This window comes from Mesorhizobium sp. WSM4816, assembly GCF_055811535.1.
Genome location: NZ_JBVVQR010000026.1, coordinates 46461 through 66568, shown reverse-complemented (window position 1 = coordinate 66568; position 20108 = coordinate 46461). Strand labels below are relative to the sequence as shown.

General features: G+C 63.5%; 21 protein-coding genes and 1 pseudogene. 10 read left to right on the top strand and 12 right to left on the bottom strand.

Annotated elements, in window-relative coordinates; genetic code table 11:
* Positions 1–89: 89 nt before the first annotated feature.
* Genes AC0L3H_RS23540 through AC0L3H_RS23525 form a run of 4 tightly spaced genes read left to right on the top strand, consistent with a single transcriptional unit; the run spans position 90 to position 3830 of the window.
* On the top strand, positions 90–818 hold the full coding sequence (locus AC0L3H_RS23540; protein WP_473587051.1) for a CerR family C-terminal domain-containing protein: 729 nt from the start codon (positions 90–92) through the stop codon (positions 816–818).
* The gene (locus AC0L3H_RS23535; RefSeq protein WP_473587050.1) at positions 815–1768 is read left to right on the top strand and encodes an HlyD family secretion protein; all 954 of its coding nucleotides are present in this window, start codon (positions 815–817) and stop codon (positions 1766–1768) included. The genes AC0L3H_RS23540 and AC0L3H_RS23535 overlap by 4 nt, the downstream gene beginning before the upstream one ends.
* Complete coding sequence (locus tag AC0L3H_RS23530; RefSeq protein ID WP_473587049.1) at positions 1765–2685, top strand: ABC transporter ATP-binding protein; 921 nt, start codon at positions 1765–1767, stop codon at positions 2683–2685. The genes AC0L3H_RS23535 and AC0L3H_RS23530 overlap by 4 nt, the downstream gene beginning before the upstream one ends.
* Before the next feature lie 8 nt (positions 2686–2693).
* Positions 2694–3830: an ABC transporter permease gene (locus AC0L3H_RS23525; protein WP_473587068.1), complete on the top strand. Its 1137-nt coding sequence runs from the start codon at positions 2694–2696 to the stop codon at positions 3828–3830.
* A gap of 78 nt (positions 3831–3908) precedes the next feature.
* On the opposite strand, the gene AC0L3H_RS23520 is transcribed toward AC0L3H_RS23525, so the two are convergent.
* From AC0L3H_RS23520 to AC0L3H_RS23510, 3 genes are all read right to left on the bottom strand, one after another.
* Entirely contained in the window at positions 3909–4562 is a 654-nt protein-coding gene (locus AC0L3H_RS23520) for a glutathione S-transferase family protein (RefSeq protein WP_473587048.1), read from the bottom strand.
* 42 nt (positions 4563–4604) lie between these two features.
* Entirely contained in the window at positions 4605–5582 is a 978-nt protein-coding gene (locus AC0L3H_RS23515) for a threonine ammonia-lyase (protein ID WP_473587047.1), read from the bottom strand.
* A gap of 127 nt (positions 5583–5709) precedes the next feature.
* The gene (locus AC0L3H_RS23510) at positions 5710–6033 is read right to left on the bottom strand and encodes a hypothetical protein (protein WP_023801401.1); all 324 of its coding nucleotides are present in this window, start codon (positions 6031–6033) and stop codon (positions 5710–5712) included.
* Positions 6034–6206: 173 nt separating this feature from the next.
* Between AC0L3H_RS23510 and mbfA the strand changes: the two genes are divergently transcribed.
* A complete protein-coding gene (mbfA, locus tag AC0L3H_RS23505; protein WP_473587046.1) occupies positions 6207–7190 on the top strand; it encodes an iron exporter MbfA in 984 nt (327 codons plus the stop codon).
* A gap of 204 nt (positions 7191–7394) precedes the next feature.
* Here mbfA and AC0L3H_RS23500 read toward each other — a convergent pair whose 3' ends face one another.
* Together AC0L3H_RS23500 and AC0L3H_RS23495 are read right to left on the bottom strand one after the other, a co-directional pair.
* Complete coding sequence (locus AC0L3H_RS23500) at positions 7395–7739, bottom strand: antibiotic biosynthesis monooxygenase family protein (protein WP_473587045.1); 345 nt, start codon at positions 7737–7739, stop codon at positions 7395–7397.
* Entirely contained in the window at positions 7736–8068 is a 333-nt protein-coding gene (locus tag AC0L3H_RS23495) for an NIPSNAP family protein (RefSeq protein ID WP_473587067.1), read from the bottom strand. The genes AC0L3H_RS23500 and AC0L3H_RS23495 overlap by 4 nt, the downstream gene beginning before the upstream one ends.
* A 392-nt stretch (positions 8069–8460) precedes the next feature.
* Here AC0L3H_RS23495 and AC0L3H_RS23490 point away from each other — a divergent pair, with 392 nt between their 5' ends.
* Positions 8461–9135, top strand: coding sequence for an ArsR/SmtB family transcription factor (locus AC0L3H_RS23490; protein ID WP_473587044.1), 675 nt, complete (start codon positions 8461–8463; stop codon positions 9133–9135).
* An 8-nt stretch (positions 9136–9143) separates the two neighbouring features.
* Here AC0L3H_RS23490 and ligD read toward each other — a convergent pair.
* A pseudogene (ligD, locus tag AC0L3H_RS23485) lies at positions 9144–10145 on the bottom strand (DNA ligase D); the annotation flags it as partial.
* An 80-nt stretch (positions 10146–10225) separates the two neighbouring features.
* Positions 10226–10732 carry a YciE/YciF ferroxidase family protein gene (locus AC0L3H_RS23480; RefSeq protein ID WP_027154740.1) on the bottom strand — a complete coding sequence of 169 codons (507 nt, stop codon included), beginning with the start codon at positions 10730–10732 and terminating at the stop codon, positions 10226–10228.
* Positions 10733–11152: 420 nt separating this feature from the next.
* On the opposite strand from AC0L3H_RS23480, the gene AC0L3H_RS23475 reads away from it, so the two are divergent.
* Positions 11153–11299: a hypothetical protein gene (locus tag AC0L3H_RS23475; protein ID WP_023801394.1), complete on the top strand. Its 147-nt coding sequence runs from the start codon at positions 11153–11155 to the stop codon at positions 11297–11299.
* Between the two features lie 279 nt (positions 11300–11578).
* Here the strand turns inward: AC0L3H_RS23475 and AC0L3H_RS23470 are convergent, their stop codons facing one another.
* Positions 11579–12031: an Lrp/AsnC family transcriptional regulator gene (locus AC0L3H_RS23470; RefSeq protein WP_473587043.1), complete on the bottom strand. Its 453-nt coding sequence runs from the start codon at positions 12029–12031 to the stop codon at positions 11579–11581.
* Between the two features lie 119 nt (positions 12032–12150).
* Here AC0L3H_RS23470 and AC0L3H_RS23465 point away from each other — a divergent pair, with 119 nt between their 5' ends.
* Complete coding sequence (locus AC0L3H_RS23465; RefSeq protein ID WP_473587042.1) at positions 12151–13146, top strand: nucleoside recognition domain-containing protein; 996 nt, start codon at positions 12151–12153, stop codon at positions 13144–13146.
* Between the two features lie 115 nt (positions 13147–13261).
* Here AC0L3H_RS23465 and AC0L3H_RS23460 read toward each other — a convergent pair whose 3' ends face one another.
* The 3 genes from AC0L3H_RS23460 to AC0L3H_RS23450 all read right to left on the bottom strand — a co-directional run bounded on the left by AC0L3H_RS23460 (position 13262) and on the right by AC0L3H_RS23450 (position 16847).
* On the bottom strand, positions 13262–13624 hold the full coding sequence (locus AC0L3H_RS23460) for a DUF1850 domain-containing protein (RefSeq protein ID WP_031255764.1): 363 nt from the start codon (positions 13622–13624) through the stop codon (positions 13262–13264).
* Positions 13621–15723: a TRAP transporter permease gene (locus tag AC0L3H_RS23455; RefSeq protein ID WP_473587041.1), complete on the bottom strand. Its 2103-nt coding sequence runs from the start codon at positions 15721–15723 to the stop codon at positions 13621–13623. Before AC0L3H_RS23455 ends, AC0L3H_RS23460 begins: the two co-directional genes overlap by 4 nt.
* A 164-nt stretch (positions 15724–15887) precedes the next feature.
* Complete coding sequence (locus AC0L3H_RS23450; protein WP_236370914.1) at positions 15888–16847, bottom strand: TAXI family TRAP transporter solute-binding subunit; 960 nt, start codon at positions 16845–16847, stop codon at positions 15888–15890.
* Between the two features lie 242 nt (positions 16848–17089).
* Here AC0L3H_RS23450 and AC0L3H_RS23445 point away from each other — a divergent pair, with 242 nt between their 5' ends.
* Entirely contained in the window at positions 17090–17443 is a 354-nt protein-coding gene (locus AC0L3H_RS23445) for a YciI family protein (RefSeq protein WP_027155901.1), read from the top strand.
* Positions 17443–18693, top strand: coding sequence for an RNA polymerase sigma factor (locus AC0L3H_RS23440; RefSeq protein ID WP_473587040.1), 1251 nt, complete (start codon positions 17443–17445; stop codon positions 18691–18693). The genes AC0L3H_RS23445 and AC0L3H_RS23440 overlap by 1 nt, the downstream gene beginning before the upstream one ends.
* 303 nt (positions 18694–18996) lie before the next feature.
* On the opposite strand, the gene cysK is transcribed toward AC0L3H_RS23440, so the two are convergent.
* The gene (gene cysK / locus AC0L3H_RS23435) at positions 18997–19977 is read right to left on the bottom strand and encodes a cysteine synthase A (protein ID WP_023803671.1); all 981 of its coding nucleotides are present in this window, start codon (positions 19975–19977) and stop codon (positions 18997–18999) included.
* Positions 19978–20108 lie beyond the last annotated feature (131 nt).

Here is a 20108-nt window from a genome sequence, read left to right as displayed (position 1 = left end):
GCGTGCGGATGGAGATGGCAAGGTGGAGATCGACAGGTGGAGATCGGCAAGGCTTGACTTTAATCATTCGATTGATTAAACTGCGGATCATGAGCAAACCGACAAACGCCAAAATTTCGCGCCGTGAGGCATCCCCCGCCGAGATGACGCGCGCAGCACTTGTTCGCGCAGCGCTGAAGCTGTTCGGACGCCAGGGTTTTGACGGCACCTCGACGCGCGAGATCGCGGCTGAGGCCAGGGCCAATATCGGCTCGATCGCCTATCATTTCGGCGGCAAGGAAGGGCTTCGCACCGCTGCGGCCGACTATATCGTCGACACCATCCAGACCATTGCCGGCCAGGCGATCGGCAATCTGCAGGGCTCAAGCGAATCAGAAACGGGCGAACCAGAAACGGGCGACCCCGAAGCGGCGCGGGCACAACTGTTCACCGCGCTGGAGCGGATGGTGGCTTTCATCGTGGCAAGGCCGGAGGCCGGCGAGATCGTGCAGTTTGTCCTGCGTGAGCTGTCGCATCCGACGGCGGCACTCGACCGCATCTATGACGGCGTGTTCGAGCCGACGCATCGCCGGCTCTGCCTGATCTGGGAGCAGGCGACGGGCGAGGCGGCCGAAAGCGAGGCTACCCGACTCACCGTGTTCACGCTGATCGGCCAGGTCGTCTATTTCCGCATCGGCCGCGAGGCGGTGATGCGCCGCATGGGCTGGCGCGCGATCGGCGACGCCGAGGCCACCAAGATCGCGGCGGCAGTGACGGATAATCTCGGCGCGATTTTGGCTCGGCGTCACTTAACCGACCGGAAGGATCGTAGATCATGAGTTTCCTCTGCTCTGTGCCGCTCGCCGCCCTGCTTTTCAGCACCTGCACACCGGCGGCGCCGCTCGCCGTCGGCTATGTCGAGGGCGACTATGTGCTGCTCGCGCCGATCGAGGTGGCGCAGGTCGAGACGATTTCGGTCAAGCGCGGCGATCGCGTCGCGCCGGGCACGCCAGTGGTGACGCTGGAAAGCGCCGACGCAAAAATAGCCGTCGCGCAAGCCGAGGCGGCCCTTGCCCAGGCCCAGGCGCAACTTGCCGACCTGCAGGTCGGCAAGCGGCCGGAAGAGATTGAGGTGCTCAAGGCGCAGGTCGACATGGCCAAGGCGCAAGCCGCCGACGCCAAACGCAGATACACCCGCGCCAGCGATTTGTTCAAACGCGGCACCGGCACCCAGGCCGATTATGATACGGCTTCGGCGTCGCTGGAAACTGCCAACGCGCAGCTCGGCCAGGCGGAAGCCAATCTCGCTGTCGGAGGCCTGCCGGCGCGGCCCGAGACGATCAAGGCCGCCGACAATCAGGTCAGGCAGGCGCAATCGGCGCTGGAGCAGGCGCGCTGGCGGCTGTCGAAGCGTGTGCTGGCGGCGCCTTCGCCCGGCCGCATCAACGATGTGATCCGCTATCCCGGCGACACCGCCGGGCCGACCGCGCCGGTCATTTCGATTCTGCCGGACGGCGCGGTGAAGCTCAGCGTCTATGTGCCGGAAAGCGCGTTCTCGTCGGTGGAAGTCGGCACGCTGCTCAACGTCCATTGCGACGGCTGCGGGCCGGACGTGAAGGCTCGCGTCAGCTACGTGTCACCGGACCCGGAATTCACGCCGCCGGTGATCTACTCGCTCGAGACCCGGCAGAAGCTGGTCTATCTGGTCGAGGCGCGGCCGGAGGGCGCTGCCGGCGCGCTGCAACCGGGGCAGATCGTTGATGTCGAACTGGCGGATATCGGCAAATGAACGTCATCGACGTCCACGGCCTGGTCAAGCGTTTTGGTGACAAGACCGTCGTCGACCATGTGACGATGACGGTGGCCGAGGGCGAGATCGTCGGCTTCCTCGGCCCCAACGGCTCTGGCAAGACGACGACCATCCGCATCATGTGCGGCCTGCTGACGCCGGATGAGGGCGAAGGCACGGTGCTCGGCTTCGACATCCGCACCGACAGTCTGAGGATCAAGCGCGAAGTCGGCTATATGACCCAGAAATTCTCGTTCTACGAGGATTTGACCATCGCCGAAAACCTGGAATTCGTAGCGCGGCTCTATGGGTTGAAGCCGCTCAACGAGCATGTCGCCAGGACGCTGGAGGATCTTGGCCTCACCTCGCGCAAGGACCAGTTGGCCGGCACGCTGTCCGGTGGCTGGAAGCAGCGGCTGGCGCTGGCCGCCTGCATCATGCACAAGCCCAGATTGCTGCTGCTCGACGAGCCGACGGCGGGCGTCGATCCGAAGGCGCGGCGTGAATTCTGGTACGAGATCCATCGGCTGGCCAGCGGCGGGCTGACCGTGCTGGTCTCCACCCACTATATGGACGAGGCCGAGCGCTGCCATCGCATCGGCTACATCTCCTACGGCAGGATGCTGGCCACCGGCACGGTCGACGAGGTGGTCAGGAATGCCGGGCTGACGACCTTCGTTGTGCAGGGTCCGCGGCTCGACCAGGTCGCTGCCGCACTCAGCGGCCGGTCCGGTGTCGACCAGGTGGCGCCGTTTGGTGCGACGCTGCATGTCGTCGGTTCCGACAAGACGGCGCTTCAGGCAGCCCTCGCCGATGTCGAGAAAGACCACAAGGGCGTCACGGTGACGCCGGGCGAGACCAGCCTGGAGGATGTGTTCATCCAGTTCATGTCCGGCTCGAAGGACAATATGGGATGAAAAACGGGATAAACAGCGTCTTTTCCTTCGCCAGGCTCGGCGCGCTGCTGATCAAGGAGTTCATCCAGATGCGGCGCGACCGCATCACCTTCGCCATGATGCTGGGCGTGCCGCTGATGCAGCTGGTGCTGTTTGGCTATGCCATCAACAACGATCCAAAGAGCCTGCCGGCAGCCCTGGTGGCGATGAGCAGCGATCCCTATACGCGAGCCATGGTTTCGGCGCTGCAGACCACCGGCTACTACCGCTTCGACCATGTCGCGCAAAATGCCGCCGAGGCCGAATTCCTGATGGCGCGTGGCGACGTCGCTTTCGTCGTCACCATTCCCGCCGACTTTGCCCGGCGAGTCGAGCGCGGCGACCAGCCGCAAATCCTGATCGAAGCTGATGCGACCGACCCGGCAGTCGCCAGCGGGGCCATTTCGACGCTCGGCACCGTTGCCAACCAGGCGCTGCTCAGGGCGCGCGGCATGCAGGAGACGGCCACCGAAGCTGCCCGAGGCCAGCTCGAAGTCGTTGTGCACCGACGCTACAATCCGGAAGGCATCTCGCAATACAACATCGTGCCCGGCCTGCTCGGCGTCATCCTGCAGATGACGATGGTGATGATGACCTCGATCGCGCTGACGCGCGAGACCGAGCGCGGCACGATGGAAAACCTTCTGGCGATGCCGTCCAGCCCACTCGAAATCATGCTGGGCAAGGTGCTGCCCTATCTGGTGGTCGGCGCCGTGCAAGTGGTGGTGGTGCTGGCGGCGGCCAAGCTGCTGTTTGGGGTTCCCTTCACCGGGTCGTTGTCGCTGCTGCTCGCTGCGGTTCTGGTCTTCGTGCTGGCGCTGGTGCTGCTCGGCTACACCATCTCGACGATGGCGCGCACGCAGATGCAGGCACTCCAGCTCACCTTCTTCTTCTTCCTGCCGTCGATCCTGTTGTCGGGCTTCATGTTCCCCTATCGCGGCATGCCTGGCTGGGCGCAGATCTTCGGCGAGATCCTGCCGCTGACGCATTTCCTGCGCATCATCCGCGCGGTGATGCTGAAGGGCGCCGACCTGCCGGCGGTCGCAACCGAAATCGGCTGGCTGGTTGTGTTCGTGGCGCTGTTTGCCGGCGTGGCGCTGGTGCGGTTCCGTCGGACGCTGGATTAGGAATTAGGATCCAACTCAAGCAGCTTACGCAAATGGCCGAGGTGTCACCTTGGATGCATGATCATTCGGGTCGAGATTCTATGCCGGTCTGGCCTGATCCGGGACCGGCGGCAACTCAGGCGCATCCAGCCCTTGGAAAGGATCGCGCCAGGCGTCGATCTCTTCAAGCTGGCGATACCAGCGACTGACCGAAGGATAATCGTCGAGCGGCAATCTGGCGACATCGTTGAAAGGCAGAAACGTCGCCATTCGAAAGTCGGCATAGGAGACCGAGTTTTCGACCAGCCAGTCTCGCTCGGAAAGCGCGGCCTCAAGTGTTGCAGCGGCCGTGCGAAAGTCTCTCAGCCCCTCCTCAACCCGGTGCTGATCGATCGGGCCAATCCCATAGCGCTGCTTGGTGCCGCGTTCGAAATGCACGACGTCGCAAGCTCTTGCGAAGTTCTCTTTACCCCAACTGAGCCATCGGATCATCTCGGGTTCGTCGTCGCCGGTGCGCCAGAGATCCGAATGCGCGTCGCGTGAAAGCCGGCAGGCTATGGCGTCAGCCTCCCAGAGGCTGTTTCCCGAGCCTACGAGTATCGGCAATGAAAGATTGGGATTGAGCTGGCGATATCGCTCAGCCTGCCCGGGAGCGAAGGGCGATGCGAACTCAAAGTCGAGCTTTGCGTCGAGATAACGTGCCACGGCGACCGCGAGGCGAGGATTGGGATTGCGGCTGAAGAGCAGTTTCATTTCGTGTCAGCCTTTTTTGAATGGTGCCGGTTCGGTCGCCACCTAAGCCGCGGCCATGATCTCCGCATAGGTGCCGAAATCGACATTGCCGCCGGACAGCACCACGGCGACGCATTTGCCTGAGAGCTCGATCTCGCCCGATGACAGCGCGGCCAGCCCGACGCAGCCGCCGGGCTCGACCACCAGCTTGAGATGGGCCATGGCGTCGCGCATCGCCTGTGCCGCCGCTCTGTCGGACACGGCAATGCCGCCGGCGAGATTCCTGCGGTTGATCTCGAAGGTGATCGCGCCCGGCTCGGCGGTGAGGAGCGCGTCGCAGATCGAAGTGTGACCGGGTTCGATCGAAACCCGAGCACCTCTGGCCAATGAACGACAGGTGTCGTCGAAATGCTCGGGTTCCACCGCCCAGACGGCGGTGCCCGGCGAGGCGTCCTTGACCGCGATGGAGATGCCGCTGCTCAAGCCGCCGCCGCCGCAAGGGATGACGACCGCGTCGAGGCTCACCCCGAGCGCGTTCGCCTGCGCCATCAGTTCGAGACCGATCGTTCCCTGGCCGGCGATGATGGCCGGGTCGTCGAATGGCGGCACCAGGACCATGCCCCGTTCCATGTAGGGGCGAACCACCGCCAAGCGATCGTCGCGAAACCGGTCGAACGGAACCACTTCGGCGCCCATTTTCCTGACATTGCCGACCTTCATTGCCGGCGCATCGATGGGCATGGCGATAACCGCCTTGACGCCGAACATCGCCGCCGACGCGGCGACGCCTTGCGCGTGGTTGCCCGACGAGAAGGCGACGACGCCGCGGCTGCGCTGCTCATCGCTGAGCGACGACAGTTTATGGTAGGCGCCGCGGAACTTGAACGAGCCGGTACGCTGCAGCGTCTCCGGCTTGAACAGGATCCTGGCGCCGAAACGTTTGTTCAGCTCCGGCGATTCGATCAGCGGCGTTTCGACGATCAGGCCGGACAATCGCGTTGCTGCGTGGTGGATATCGGCGATGCCGGGAGGGGTGGTCATGGTGAGGTCCTGCGGGAGTAAGATCGCCCATGGTGCACGGAAAACCAGGCCGCGCACCACTGGAAAAATGTGACCGAGACAATTCGTGGATTGCGAGCAGAGAGTGGCACTCCTCGCCGACCGCTCCTCACCCCAAAAGCGTCCGTTGCCGTTTGGCGCCGCCCATCTTGCGCCAGGTGTTGAAGCGATGGGTGGCGGCGGCGAAGGATATCTTCATCTGCTGGGCAACCGAATAGCGCGACTTGCCCTCGTCGAACAGGCGGTAGCAGCATTCGACGCCCTCCTCGGTCAGCTTGCCGTCCGGGGCCTTGTTGTGCGGATTGGCCGGGTCGAATTTCTCGACCTGCTGCTCGACCAGGCCCTTCAGGCGCTGCAGATCGGCCTCGATGCTGGCGATCAGGTCGAGAACGGGTTTCGGGTCAAATGCATGGGTGGGCTGTTTTGCCGGCATCCGGATTCCTTTCGCTTGGTTTAAGCCCACTATATAGGTGAACATTCGCCAATAATGAAGAGCGCTGGCGGAGGATTCCCGCAACCATAAATTTGAACCTCCGGCTACAAGCGATTGACCAACGGTGCACTAAACTCTAGTTTAGAATAATTCTAAACTAGGGCGGATTTCTCATGCTTTCCCGTGTTTTCGGTTTTGGTCGCCGTCCCTTCGAGTCGCTCTCGGAGCAAGAGATCCTCGCGCTCGCCATCTCTTCCGAAGAGGATGACGGGCGTATCTACCGCGCCTATGCCGACGGGCTGGCGGATAGGTTTCCGCATTCGGCCAAAGTGTTCGAGGAAATGGCGGAGGAGGAGGACGGCCATCGCGACTCGCTGATCGAGCTTCACCGCGAGCGTTTTGGCGAGCGCATTCCGCTGATCCGTCGAGAGCATGTAAAGGGCTATTACGAGCGCAAGCCCGACTGGCTGGTCCGGCCGCTCGGCATCGAACATGTGCGCCAACAGGCCGAGTCGATGGAGCGTCAGGCCTACCTGTTCTATGTCGAAGCGGCGAAACGCACCAGCGACGCCTCGACGCGAAAGCTGCTCGACAATCTGGCGGTGGCCGAACAGGGCCACGAGACGCTGGCGCAGCGGCTGGAGCAAAAGCATGTGCCGGGCGCGGTGAAGGCCGAGGAAGCAGCAACCGAGCAGCGCCAGTTCATCCTGACCTATGTGCAGCCGGGACTGGCCGGGCTGATGGACGGATCGGTGTCGACGCTGGCGCCGATCTTCGCCGCCGCGTTCGCCACGCACGACACGTTCCAGACCTTCCTGGTCGGGCTTGCCGCCTCGATCGGCGCCGGCATCTCGATGGGCTTCACCGAGGTCGCCTCCGACGACGGCAAGCTGTCGGGCCGCGGCTCGCCGGTGAAACGCGGCATCACCACAGGCGTGATGACGGCGCTGGGTGGCCTCGGTCACGCCTTGCCCTACCTCATTCCGTATTTCTGGACCGCGACAATTCTCGCGGTCGTGGTGGTGTTCTTCGAACTGTGGGCGATCGCCTTTGTGCAGAACCGTTATATGCAGACGCCGTTCTGGCGCGCCACCTTCCAGGTGGTGCTGGGCGGCGCGCTGGTGTTTGCGGCTGGAGTGCTGATCGGGAATGCCTAGCAGCCCTCTTGCCTTCTCCCCTTGTGGGGGCCGAAGGGCGGGCGAGGCCCGTGACTCGCCCCGGGCGGTGGATCGGCGCGCAGCGCCGAGACGGAAGAGGGGTGTTGGACGGAGTGCTGTCGGTGCCAAGCTGGAACACCCCTCATCCGTCGCCTTCGGCGACACCTTCTCCCACAACAAGGGGAGAAGGAAGAGCCGCCCCACTCACCCGTTCGCCGCCCGGCTGTCCTCAGGCGCCTCGGCCCGTTCGGTCAGGCCATAGTCGCGCACGACGTGGGCGATGCGCAGACGGTAGTCGGCAAAGATGCCGCCGCGGCCGGCCTTCTGTGCCTGCCTATGTTCCTCCGTGTTGCGCCAGGCCTGCACCGCTTCCTCGTCACGCCAGAACGACAGCGACAGGATGCGGCTCGGGTCGACAAGGCTCTGGAAACGCTCGATCGACAGGAAGCCGTCGATGCCTTCGAGCAGCGGACGCAGGTCGGCGGCGAGGCCGAGATAGGCGTCGCGCTTGCCCGCTGCCGGCTCGACCTCGAAGATGACGGCGATCACAGTTTCACCAGAGAGGCGTGCGGCCCGGATGCGAGTTTCAAAAAAGTCCGATGCTCTTTCAGGATGAATTTTTCACGCCGGGCGAACTCGTAATTGGCCTTGCCGGCCGGGTCGGCGGCGAGCCTGATGCGGTAGGCCTCGTAAGCCGCCAGGCTGTCGATGTTGTAGGCGGCATAGGCTGTCGTGGCCGAGCCCTCATGAGGCGCGAAATAGCCGATCAGATCGGCGCCACAGCGCGGGATCGCCTGGCCCCAGTTGCGGGCATACTCCTCGAACGCCGCCATGCCGAACGGATCGATCTCGTAGCGGATGAAGCAGGTGATGGTCATCTTTTGTCTCCTTGCTGAATCTGGTTTGTTGCGGCGACAGTTCGAGCGGGGTCGAAGTATTCCGTGGATCGATGTGCTAGGCAATTTCTCCGGTGGTAATGCTTGCCAGAAGGATTTCGCGCATTCGCGGCGAACGTCTTGTGGCGTCAGGTCGAGGTCGCGCAAAAGGTGCTCGTCAATCTCGGCGAGGTCGAGGCGTTGCAGATGGCGGTCGTACCACCGCGCCAGCAGCCGCAGATGCACCCGGCGCAAGATCATGAACGGAGACGGCCGCCAGCCGAGGCGGCTGACAAGCACGGTGTGGGGAACGGTTCTTGCGGTCATCGTCGTCTCCTTGATCTCAGCGGAGGATAGTGGTTATCTGACGTCAATGCTTCGATGAAGGACGAACTATGCGTGAAGGACCAGATATAGCCCGCATCGCCAGCCTGGTCGGCGATCCGGCGCGGGCAAACATGCTGACCGCACTGATGGGTGGCACGGCGCTGACAGCGAGCGAACTGGCGCTCGAGGCCGGCGTGTCGCTGCCGACCGCCAGTTCACATCTGTCGAAACTGATGGAGGGCGGGCTACTGACGCTGGCAAGCCAGGGGCGGCACCGCTACTACGGGCTCGCCGGGCCGCAGGTGGCTGGCATGATCGAGGCGATCACCGGCGTGGCCGCTGCGGTCGGACCGCAGCGGGTGCGGCCGGGTCCGCGTGATGCGGCGATGCGCGTGGCGCGGGTCTGCTACGACCATCTCGCCGGCGAGCAGGCCGTGGCGATGCTCGACCGTCTAGTCGCGCGACAAGTGCTGCTGCGCGACGACAAGGAAATCCGGCTTGGGCCGTCGGCCGCCTCGCATTTTGCCGCGATCGGCATCGATATCGAGAGCAAGGCGCGACGACCGATGTGCCGGGCTTGCCTCGACTGGAGCGAGCGGCGCTCGCATCTGGCTGGCATGTTGGGCGCTGCCATCCTCGACAAGATCCTTTTGGAAAAATGGGCGCGGCGCGAGAAAGACAGCCGCGCGGTGATCTTCTCGCCGACGGGCAAGCAGGCGTTCGAGAGGGTGTTTCTCGACTGAGAAACTGATCAGCCTCGCTTGAGCGGCTTGCCCTGCTTGAAAAAATCCACCCAGGGATCGGCTTTCGCCAACTGTTTTAGCGTCGTCTTGTCGCCGATCGGAAATGTGTTCGGCGCCAACCCGGCTTCAATTTCCGCCCAGGTCGCCGGCATTGATACCGTAGCGCCTTTCTTGGCGCGCGACGAATAGGGCGCCACCGTGGTCGAGCCGCGGCTATTGCGCAGATAGTCGACGAAGATCTTGCCGGTACGCGCCTTCTTCGAGAGCGTCGCTGTATACCGATCAGGGGCGGCCTGCTCGAGGGCACGGGCGAAATCATGGGCGAAGTCCTTCACCTCATCCCAATCCGCCGACGGTTTCAGTGGCACGACGACATGGTAGCCCTTGCCGCCCGACGTCTTGACGAAATTCGGCAATGACAGCGCATCGAGCCGGTCGTGAATCTCAAGCGCCGCCGCGCGCACCGCTTTCACGTCGACGCCTTCGTCGGGATCGAGATCGAAAATGATCTGGTCCGGCTTGTCCAGTTCGTCGATGGTGCAGCCCCAGATATGGACCTCGACCACGCCGAGCTGGACCAAGGCAGCGACACCGTCGAAATCGCGGATGAACAGGATCTCCTCGCCGTCGGTCGGATCCTTCAATCTGGCGATTTTTTCGTGCATGCCTGCGGAGGCATGCTTCTGAAAAAAGCGTTGGCCGTCGACGCCGTCCGGCGCGCGCACCAGGCTGAGCGGCCGATTGACGACGAATTGGTGCATGCGCGGCCAGACCAAAGCGTAATGATCGAGCAGGCCCTGCTTCGATATCTTCTCCTGCGGCCACAGAAGCTTGTCCGGGTGAGAAAGTTTTATGACGGTGTCTGCCGCCCCCGTGGATTTGACAGCGGCGGATATCTCGCCTTTGCCCCCAGCAGGCTTTGCCTTGCTGTCGGCCCTGCTAGCGGGTGCTTTCGGCTTTTCCTGCACGACTTCCTCCGCCGGTTTGTCCTCGCGCAATCCCTGGAACGAGCGTGGCCCATTGTACGGTCAACGTCCAGCCACGGAAAGTGAGGCAAGGCCGGTTGTCCGGCGTTGCCTCGATCGACAGTCTACTCGGCGGCCTGAAGGTTGACCTTGGCTTCCGCAATCTCGGTGAGCTTGCGGTCGGTCGCCTGCTCTTCCTTGATGTTGTTGGCCAGGACATTGGCGCAGTCGGTGCGGCCAAGCTGCTTGGCCCAGGCGATCAACGTGCCGTAACGGGTTATCTCGTAGTGCTCGACCGCCTGCGCGGATGCGATCAGCGCGGCGTCGAGAACGTCCTTGTCGTCGATGTCGCCGCTGACTTCATCGGCTTCCTCGAGAATGCCGTCGATGGCCGGACAGTTGACCGTCTTGGCCTTCACGCCATGCAGTTCGAACACCTTCTCGACCCGCTCGATATGACCTTTGGTCTGGCCGAGATGCTTCTCCAGGCCGGCTTTCAGCTGCGGATCGGTCGCCTTGTCGATCATCTTCGGCAGCGACTTCTCGATCTGTTTCTCGGCGTAATAGATGTCGCGCAGCGTGTGGACGAAGAGGTCGTCCAGCGTCTTGATGTCTTTCGAAAAGAAACCCATGGCTTTGCCTTTCCATTGTTCTTGCTGTGTTGGGGGTTCCGGCGGCGGTTCCGCTCGGAAGCCGCTGGGCCGGGGTTGGTCCCGGCTCTCAGCGTCAACGTGCTTCTATCGGACGGGTTCCTGGCTTTCCCGAGTAATCAGGGAAATTTGCGCAAGCACGGAAATTTCGCGGCACCGGCCAAAGTTGAAACACAAGCGCGTCGGAGCGACATCCAAACGAAACATATGTGATGCAAAAGTCACACTAGCTGGAATGCCGACGAACTGCATGGAAAGACCCCGAATCAGCCGCATTCCAGCCACGAACCAAGGCCTTTTTGACCAAAGATTAACATCGTGTTCACCGAGTATTCACGCCTCGACGCTATGATCCCACGCAATTCGGAAGGGACATCCGAAATCGGGACAGGGACAGGGAAAATGAACTTCTTGACGCACCTCATCGGCTACGCTGCTGCCATCCGCGAATTCGTCGCGCCGACCTACCGGCCGGAGCGCTATTACATGCGCGGCCCAGGCCCCGCTTGCGCACGCCGCGGCCACACGCTCGGCATCAGCGCGCACTGATGACGACCATGGAAAGCCGTCACGACAGCCGGATATGCAGGCCGGCCGCCGATCATCGTGCGACCACCTATCGCACGGAACGTCCCGGGCTCGGCGACAGGCGGTGTGCGACAACGCCAAGGGTCTGAGTTTCCAGAATTTTGAGATTCTGGGGCTTCGAAATTCTGGGGCTTGTATCTCGCCGCCGGCAAGCTAAGTGCCGTTTGACACCAGGCCGCCGGGACTCGCGTGACCGCCCAGTAGCTGCAAGATCCCTTCCGCCAAGTTGCCTCCGAAAAGCTAGAGCGGGATTGCGGTCGTCTCCTTGGCGGTTCGAATCACAAACATGGTGTAATACCGCGCCACATTCGTCCGATCTCGGAACAGCCGCTCGCACAAAGTGTCAAACTCGTCCATATCCATCAGCCGCAGCATAAGGACAGCGTCGGTCGAGCCGCTCACGCTGTAGGCCTGGATCACCGCTGGTTCCATGGCGGCAAGCTCGAGGAAGCGGCGCATGTGCTGCTCGCCGTGGCGCTCCAGTTCGACCGTGACGATAGCCTTCATCCCTCTGCCGGCCTTGGCCGAATCAAGAAGCGCGACAACGCGGTCGATGACACCGACTGACTTGAGCCGCCGTATGCGGCGCAAGCAGCTGGAGGGTGAAAGCCCGACCTCCGCCGCCAGGTCGGCATTGGTTCGCGAAGCGTCTTCTTGCAAAAGCTTGAGAAGCTTCCTGTCGATCCGGTCCATTGCGGTCCTCCGTCGCCGTCTACCGGTCTGCAATTTTATTGCACAAGTCCGCAAATTTTGACCACAAATGCGAACCGTCTCACGGTAGTCATTTGGCGTCAATCACGGAGACAATCGCCATGGCAGTGCAGACCGCCCTCTATCGAAAGACACTGGAAACGCTTGAAATCTATTGGGAATTGGTTCGCATTATCGTTCCGGTCACGATAGCCACACAGATCCTGCAGGATCTTGGTGTCATCCGGGCGATCTCTCCGTTCTTCGCGCCTCTCATGACGCTGGTTGGACTGCCGCCCGAGCTCGCTCTTGCCTGGCTAACGGGATTGCTGGTGGGAATTTGGGGCGCGGTGGTGACCGTGTTCACTCTGGCCCCGGTTTCGTCGTTGAGCACTGCCGACATGACCGTTCTTTCAACCCTTTTGCTATTTGCGCATGCCATTCCGATTGAGCAACGCATCATTCAGAAGGTTGGGCCAAGCTTCATGGTCACTGCGGCGCTTCGCATTGGCGGCGGACTGATCCTTGCCATGCTCCTGCACCAGATATTCGCAGCAACCGGATGGCTATCCGAGCCGCTGAAGCCGGCGTGGATACCAATGGTCGAAGGCACTGATTGGAGCAGTTTTTTTCCAGGCATGCTCAAAACCCTGGCAACCATGCTCGTCATCCTCCTCGCACTAAGCTGGCTGATCGAGCTCCTCAAGGTGTCGGGCATCCTGGGTTGGCTGAACAACGGGCTTTCACCGCTGTTTCGCCTTGCCGGCATCCAGTCACAAGCGGTGCCGTTCACTGCGGTCGGTCTGTTTCTTGGAATTTCCTATGGCGCGGGACTGCTGATCCGCGAGGCGCGCACGACCAGCGTAGAGCCGCGCCAGATCTTCCTCGCTTGCGTGTTCATGGGCTTTGCCCACAGTCTCATAGAGGACACGCTGGTTGTCATCGCTCTGGGTGCAGACTTCACCAGTGTGTTTTTCGTTCGCCTGATCTTTGCCGTGCTCGCAACCGCGTTGATCGCCCGGGCTATCAGTTCGGCTTCCGACATTCTGTTTTTCAAAGCATTGTTCCGCAAGGAAGAAAGTCGGCTCGCTCAGTCGGAATCCGGTTTTGGCGGCTAACGATGGAGCGTCTTTGGTCCGCTTATGTGGCTGTGCCCGGAACTCGACATCCGACAACGCCCTGGAGGACGAGGTCCCGCACCCGCTTGCCGACCGTCCGCTACCGCGGCTGGTACTAACCTTCGCACAGCTCCAGCACCGTCGTGTCGCCTGCCGCCTTGCCCAGTTCGCGGCAGCCCTGAACCGTGCACAGCGTCCAGCCTTCACCGGTCGCGCCGGAAGCCGCGAGCACAAGGCGCCGCTGCGGCGCCATCTTGGGTTTATAGACCCACCAACCGTCCCGCAGCACCGAGCCTTCCGGCGGTTCCATGCCGGCGCCCGAGCCCTTGATCCGTGCCTCGGCGATCTCCAAGCCGGAAGGCGTCACCTTCCAGTCCTCCTGCCAATGCGTCTTTTCCACCGAATGCGTCCAGGCGAGCGTGAAGGCGGCGACAGTGAGCGTCACCGTCTTGCCGGCTGCGAGGATACAGAGGCTCATGCGGTGCCGGTGGCCTGCCGCGCCCGCCAGCAGTGCCAGCCGATCCAGGCGACAGAGAGTGCCCACCCGGCTTCGTCGGTGACAGGCAGTGCGGCAACCAGCAGCACGCCGGCGGCGAAGGCGACGAGACGTTCCCACCAGGCCATGCGCCGGGCCAGGAACCCGACGGCGGCTGCGCCCCACAGGGCAATGCCCATGCAGGCCTTGGCGACGATATAGGCGACCTCGACGGGATAACCGAACTGGGCGGCGATCGGACCGGGGTCCTGCAGCATCAGCGCCGGGGTGTAGACCGCCATGAACGGCACGACGAAGCCGGCGACGGCAAGCTTGGTGGCCTGGATGCCGATCTTGAGGCCGCTCTCCTTGGCCATCGGCGCGGCGGCGAAGGCGGCCAGCGCCACCGGCGGAGTGAGGTCGGCCATGATGCCGAAATAGAAGACGAACATATGGCTGACCACCAGCGGCACGCCGAGTGACAGCAGTGCCGGCCCGGCCAGCGACGAGGTGATGATGTAGTTGGGGATCGTCGGTATGCCCATTCCGAGCACCAGGCAGGTGAGCATGGTCAGCACCAGAGACAGGAACAGATTGTTCTCGCCGATGGAGATGATCCAGCCGATGAAGGTGGAGGCGATGCCGGTGAGCGTCAAGGTGCCGATGACGACGCCGACGATGGCGCAGGCAATGCCGACCGGCAGCGCGTTCTTTGCGCCCTCGGCCAGCGAATCTATGCATATCTGCAGCGTCTCGCGTCCGCCCCTGAAGGTGACGCAGGCGATGACGAGCCCGGCGATGACAAAACTGAGGATGTTGACGCCGAACCTCATGAAGGAGGCGGCGGCAAGCCCCAGCGCCAGCCAAAAGACGATGCGGAAGGCAAGCGGCCCGATCAAAGCCGCCAGCGGCGTGCCGAGGATGAGCACGATGGTCAGCGCCAGCCCCATGGTGCCGGCGAAGATCGGCGTATAGCCGGCAAACAGCAGATAAATGAGCGCGGCCAGCGGCAGCACCAGCGGCCAATGTCTTCTCACCGCGTGCCACGGATTGGGCAGGTCCGCCTTGGCCATGCCCTGCAGGCCGGCCTTGCCGGCTTCCAGGTAGACCTGCCAGAAGCAGGCACCGAAATAGAGCAGCGCCGGGATGATCGCTGCCTTGACCACCTCGGCATAGGGGATGTTCAGCGTCTCGGCCATGATGAAGGCGACCGCGCCCATCACCGGCGGCATGATCTGGCCGCCCATCGACGAGGTCGCCTCGACCGCGCCGGCGAAAGCCGAACGGAAGCCGAAGCGCTTCATCAGCGGAATGGTGAACTGGCCACTGGCCACCACATTGGCGACGCCGGAGCCGGAAATGGTGCCCATCAGCGCCGACGACAGAACGCAGACCTGGGCCGGGCCGCCGCGCCACGTGCCGACCAGGCCAAGCGCGAAATCGTTGAACAGTGCGATCATGCCGGCGCGTTCGAGAAAGGCGGCGAAGACGACAAAGATGAAGATATAGGCGGCCGAGACGTAGACCGGCGTGCCATAGATGCCTTCGGTGCCAAAGGCGAAGGTGTCGATAAGCTGGGCGAAATCATAGCCGCGATGGATGAAGGGCGGCGGCAGATGATTGCCGAAGAAAGCGTAGGCGAGAAAGATCAAGGCGATCAGGGCAAGCGGCAGCCCCATCAACCGCCGCGCAGCCTCGAAAACCAGCACGACCAGCACCGTGCCGACGATCAGGTCCGGCGTGGTGAGGAAGCCGGAGCGCCGGATGAGATCGGCATAGAACACCCAATTGTAGAGGCCGGTGGCGAAGCCGAGCACGCCGAGCGTCCAGAACGCTGCTTTCGCCGGTGTGCTTGTGGCGCGCAGATTGGCGATCAGGCCAAAGCCGAGTAGCAGCAAGAAGCCGACATGCATGGCGCGCACCACCTGGCTCGGCAGGCTGCCATAGGCGGCGATGTAGATCTGGAAGACGGAGAAGGCGATGGCGATGAGAAAGGCGGCCTTGCCGGCGATGCCTTCGCCGAAACCCGGCGGCAGGCCTTCGAGCGGGGCCTCGGCGGTGGGGGAGAGAATGGTCGGCGTTTCGGGATGGGCGTCGGTCATTGGCGGGTTCCTGGCGGGGCGCAATCCCTCCCCCCTTGAGGGGAGGGTGGACAGCCGCCGAAGGCGGATGGACGGGTGGGGTCGTTGCGGCAGTGCGCGGCCTGAACCGACCCCACCCGCCTCGCTTCGCTCGGCACCCTCCCCTCAAGGGGGAGGGAGCGGCCTTATTTCACCAATCCCTTTTCCTTGTAATACCGCTCGGCGCCCGGATGCAGCGGCACCGGCATGCCGTCGAGCGCCTTGGCCATGTCGATCGCCTTGGCGGCCGCGTGGGCAGCAGTGAGCTGGTCGAGATTTTCGAACAGCAGCTTGGTCATCTGATAGCCGGTCTCGTCGGAGACGTCGGCGTGGGTGATGAGGAAATTGCCGACGGCGGCTGTCGCGACGTCCTCGGTCTGGCCTTCATAGGTGCCCTTGGGAATGGTCACCGAAAGGTAGGGCGAGCCGATCTTGGCGACGTCCTGCGCCGGTACGGCGACGACGTTGATCGGCACCGACGTGGCGAGATCGCGGATCGAGGCGACGCCGAGGCCGGCCGATTGCAGCGTGGCGTCGAGTTGGCGGTTCTTGATCAGCTCGACCGATTCGGCGAAGGGCAGATACTCGACCCGTCCGAGATCCTCGTATTTCAGCCCGGCGGCGGCGAAGATGGCGCGGGCGTTGAGCTCGGTGCCGGAGGCCGGCGCGCCGACCGACAGGCTCTTGCCCTTGAGGTCGGCAAGCGTCTTGATGCCGGACTCCTTGCTGGCAACGATCTGGATGTAGTTGGGATAGATGGCGGCGATGCCGCGCAGTTTGTCGAGCTTGCCCGGGAAGCCGGCTTCGGTGTTGCCCTCGGCGGCCAGTTTGACGGCATCGCCGAGCGCGAAGGCGATCTCGCCCTTGCCCTGCTGCAACAGGTTGAGGTTCTCGACCGAGGCCTTCGTCGCCTGCACCTGGGTGCGGGCGCCCTCAATGCCCTTGCCGTAGATTTCCGACAGTGCGACGCCGAGCGGATAATAGACGCCCGAGGTGCCGCCGGTCAGCACGTTGATGAATTCCTGCGCCTTGGCCGGCACCGCGCCAAGGCCCAGCGACAGCGCCAGCGCGCCGGCAGCAATAAATTTCGTCCTGAAATTGTGCATGTGATCTCCTCCCTGAAATATCTGCCACCGCGCGACCCGAGGCGAGTTTAGACAGCGGGCGGGAAATGCCAACCCGCAATAATATCCATTAGACGAACGGCTGAGTGATGCCGCAACGCATGGCCGCTTGCGCGATGTGCGATCGGAGCCGAAAGATTTTCGCAGAGCCTGTCGAAATCGCGCGAGGCCGCGCGACATACGTTCGGCTCGCAACGATGCGGCCTTCGAAAATGGAGAAGACCATGCGATACATGCTGTTGATCTACGTGAACGAAGCCGCGATGGCGGCCGCGCCGACGGAGAAGACCTACGAGATCAGCGCAGCCTATGGCGCCTATACCGAGGCGTTGAAGAAGTCCGGCTCCTGGTTGGCCGGTGACCGGCTGAAGCCGACCCAAGCCGCGACCTCGGTGCGGATGGCCAACGGCAAGACCAATGTGCTCGACGGTCCCTATGCCGATACCAAGGAGCAGCTCGCCGGTTTCTACATGATCGAGGCGGAGGACGCCGACGCGGCTATTGCCTGGGCGGCGCGATGCCCAGCTGCCAGCACCGGCACAGTCGAGGTGCGGCCGATCTGGGAACAAACCATGTGATGACGAATAACCTTGAGGTCGCCCGGGCGGCGGCGGAAGCGGCCGCCCGGCAAAGCTACGGCAAGCTCATCGCCTTCCTCGCCGCCCGCACGCGCGACGTGGCCAGCGCCGAGGACGCGCTGGCCGACGCCTTTGCGGCGGCGCTGGAGCGCTGGCCGCAAACCGGCGTGCCGCAGAAGCCGGAAGCCTGGCTGCTGGCGGTGGCGTGCAGACGCCGCGTCGACGCGATCCGGCGGCGGCTGACCGGCGAGGCGAGCCGCGACCATCTCAGGCTGATCGCCGAGGAGATGGAGGCCCGCATGATCGACGAAGACCTGCCCGATGAGCGGCTGCGGCTGATGTTTGCCTGTGCCCATCCGGCGATCGAGGCTGGCGTGCGCGCGCCGCTGATCCTGCAGGCCATTCTGGGCTTCGACGCAGCGACGATCGCCTCGGCCTTCCTGGTGTCGCCGGCAACGATGGGCCAGCGCCTGGTGCGCGCCAAAAGCCGCATCCGCGAGACCGGCATTCCGTTCCGCGTGCCGGAGCGGGCAGAGCTTGGCGAGCGCCTGGATGCGGTGCTGGAAGCGATCTACGCCGCGTTCGCCGAAGGCTGGGCCGACCCGGACGGCACCGAAACCCGGCGCCGCAATCTCGCGACCGAAGGCATCTGGCTCGGCCGGCTGGTGGCGTCGCTGATGCCGGATGAGCCGGAAGCGCTCGGCCTGCTGGCGCTGATGCTGTTTGCCGAGGCGCGGCGTGCGGCGCGCCGCAACGCCGCCGGAGACTATGTGCCATTGGCCGAGCAGGAGCTTGGGCTGTGGGACGGCGCGTTGATTGACGAAGCGGAGACATTGCTGAAGCACGCCGCGGCCAAGCGCGTCGTCGGCCGCTACCAGCTCGAGGCAGCCGTGCAATCCGCCCATACGACAAGGCGGCTGACCGGCCGGACCGACTGGGCCGCGATCAAACAGCTCTATGATGCGCTGTCGGTGATTGCCGGCTCGCCGGTGGTCTCGATCAACCGCGCGGTGACCCTTGCCGAGGCCGACGGCGCCGCGGCGGGATTGAGTGCACTTGATGAGCTTGGCGACGACAAACGGCTGCATGATTATCAGCCTTATTGGGCCGCCCGCGCGGGCCTTCTGGCCAGGCTCGGCAAAACTCGGGAGGCTACTGAGGCCTATGACCGGGCGATCGGCCTCGAACGCGACCCGGCCGTGCGCCGGTTCCTGCAGGCACGACGGGCTGGGCTCGCAGCCGAAGAATGAGGTCCGGGAAAGGCCGGGGTCAGACATGATCCGATGTTTGGGATCTAAGGCCGAGCGCTGGCGCCGCCCCTCATTGCCCTGCCGGGCATTTTTCCCAGTAAACGGGGAGAAAGAGGCTGGTCGCGGTGTCGGCACTTTTTTCTGCAACGCTGGCGATTGGCGAACCCGTCAATGAGAGCGCCCCTCGCCCCGTTTACGGGGAGAGGATGCCGGCAGGCAGGTGAGGGGCGGCGCCGGCTTCGACAAATAGCGGGCGCTACGGAAGCGCAGGAAACCGCAACCGCAGGCCGGCACAAATATGCCCTAAGCCCCCAGCCCTTCGAACAGGATCGTCGACAGATAGCGTTCGGCGAAGGACGGAATAACGACCACCAGGTTCTTGCCCTCGTTCTCCGGTCGCGAGCCGACGACGATCGCCGCCTGCAGGGCAGCGCCCGACGAGATGCCGACCGGCACGCCTTCGAGGCGGGCGACGAGCCGCGCATTGGCGACCGAATCCTCGTTGGAGACCTTGACGATCTCGTCATAGATGGTCGTGTCGAGGATCTTCGGCGCGAAGCCGGCGCCGATGCCCTGGATCTTGTGCGGGCCGGGCTGGCCGCCCGACAGCACCGGCGAGGCTTCCGGCTCGACGGCGACGACATGCACGGAGGGCTTGCGCTGCTTCAGCACCTGGCCGACGCCGGTGATGGTGCCGCCGGTGCCGATGCCGGCGACGAAGATGTCGACTTCGCCATGAGTGTCGTTCCAGATTTCCTCGGCCGTGGTGCGGCGGTGAATTTCCGGATTGGCGGGATTCTCGAACTGCTGCGGAATGATGGCGTCGGGCAGCGTCGCGGCCAGTTCGTCGGCCTTGGCGATGGCGCCTTTCATGCCTTTCGGCCCTTCGGTCAGCACCAGTTCGGCGCCGAGCAGCGCCAGCATCTTGCGGCGTTCGACCGACATGGTTTCCGGCATGGTCAGGATCAGCTTGTAGCCCTTGGCGGCGGCGGCGAAGGCGAGCGCGATGCCGGTGTTGCCTGAGGTCGGCTCGATCAGCGTGGTCCTGCCGGGCGCAATCCTGCCCGATGCCTCCAGCGCCTCGATCATCGAGACGCCGATGCGATCCTTGACCGAGCCGATCGGGTTGAAGAATTCGAGCTTGGCCAGCAGATTGGCGACGACGCCCTTTTCCCCGGCGAACTTGTCGAGCCGCACCAGCGGCGTGTCGCCGATCGTCTCGGTGATCGAATTGTAGATGCGGCCGCGGCCGGGCACAGGCACGGTGGTGGCGGGCTTGTTCATTGGTTTCGCTCCCAAGAGGTCAGATGGGCAAGGGTCAGGCAATCAAGTGAGTCAGGCAACTAAGTCTCGACCAGGCAGGATAAAGCCTTCGGCCGCGCAAGCTAGTCTGCCGTTTGAAAATATCCGACGGG